Annotated in this window: 1 protein-coding gene; it reads right to left on the reverse strand. The window is 53.6% G+C overall.

What is annotated here, in order from left to right; genetic code table 11:
* A partial coding sequence (locus EPO09_RS22090; RefSeq protein ID WP_290646771.1) for a hypothetical protein occupies window positions 1–1,803 on the reverse strand: 1,803 nt, incomplete at both ends.

Consider the following 1,803-nt stretch of genomic DNA (forward strand, 5'->3'; position numbering starts at 1 on the left):
AGAGAACCGAGTCTTTGACCGATTCCCAGGCCTCGAAAAACCCCGCGTGTAGATCCCGGATAAATCTTGGTTCGATGGCCGACGTACGCGATGGCGCCGCCCTCCATATCTTCGAGTCGATGACTGCATTTTGTGCGTTGTACGTTCCCCGGAACGCCACGATGCATTCGTCTGAGTCGAACCCCATAAGCACTTTCATTCCAGTAGTTGGGCTCTCAATGGTGTAGCTTTCGTACTCTCTGCCTATCTTTGTGAGTAGACTCTCGCTGTCGTCGTACGCTGCGCTTGACCAGCAAAATAACTGCCTCGCGGTGTAATAGTCGAAGTACCGGTCGGGGGCCTTTGAGCGCATCCGTTTGTTTTGGTACGAAGGTCCCTCGGTTCCTGTCGAAGGGAGGCTTCTCTTTGTTCCTGTGGTTGCGATGTTTTGGGTGCTCGGTCCCTTTTCCCCTCCGTTGGCGTTGGCGCTGCCGGTCTCTGTACCCATGTATTGGGCCGTGTCTAGAACTGCCTCCTTTCCGTTTTCCCTTGACATTCTCGATGCGACTCTTTGGACTATTTCCTGAAAGTTGTTCCTATAAAACTGGTTCATCGCATTGTATACGTTTCGTTCTCTGTCTAAGAGACCGTACCCGGCGCGGAAGGAGTCGAAATTCCGATAGTAATCTTCGAAAAACTTCTCCGAGAGTGTCTCGATGCCGGTGTAAGCGTTTGCCGTGATGTCCGCAGGGTACATTTCTCGCATGAGGGCTTCAGTCTCTTGCTCGAATGCGCGCCTCAATTCCGGGTCTTTGATGTCGTATATTTTGTCAGACAAAGCGTTGAGTGATGAGGCAACGGCACCCGATTGGGTGCTTTGGCCGATAGAGTTTCGAGCCGACTGTGTTGCCCATACGTTTGATGGCACCGTTACCGTATCGATGTATGCCTTTTCGTCCTTTGACAGTCCCCTGAAGAGCTCGTTGAACCTTTTGGTGAATTCGTCCTTTTTTGCCATCAATTCCTGGAGCTTGGCGTTTGTGACCTGGTCGCGCCCAGTATCGCTCTGCATCTTTTTGATCGCCTCTGCCGCGTTGTAGAGCCCTTCCCCTGCCATGTACAGCATTGATAAGATGTTTATCACAGGAACGACCCTCGATGCAAACACTCCAGCGGCCTTTCCGAGTGCTTGTCCGACAGTGACCCCGGTTCGTGAACCAGCGGACGCTGCCGCGGCTGCTGCTGCTTCCGACATACCCACTTCTACCGACGTCTCTCCTGCTGCGAATGCCTCGCTTGGTGTCTGGCCTGCTTTGGACAACGCCGTCTCTGTAGCGGAAGCAGACCCAGCGCCTCCTTCGAGAGGTATATCTTCCCATTGGCCTCCGTGGACTGCCTCGTACTCCGCCTCTGACTCCCTGACCAATTGCGAGACTCGAGCTTCGTCTTTGGGGGTGACTCGTGCATTGAACGCCGGACTTTTAACGTATGTCACCATTTCTGCTTCTGTCATGTTTGGCATCTCGGCGTATGTGCCGCTGGAGGCCGCCTGTCTTATTTTATTTGCCTGTGACAGGGTTCCATTGAACTGTGAAAACGGTGTGTAAGAGGAGCGGGGAGGTATGTCGAGAGCTGTACTTGAATATCGACCCAGGTTGGAAAGCGGTGCCGAGCCCCGTGCGGCTTGTCCCGTAACCTCCCTGGCGACGATTCTTCCCACTCTTCCAAACCTAGAGAGGTCTGTTGAAAAGAACCTGGATCGCGCCATGATCGAGAGCGCGGCGCGCCCAAGTCTAGTCTTTTGCGCGAGAAGTTCGATCGTTT

This window comes from Aquabacterium sp. (assembly GCF_004297345.1).
Taxonomy (GTDB): Bacteria; Pseudomonadota; Gammaproteobacteria; order Burkholderiales; family Burkholderiaceae_C; genus Aquabacterium.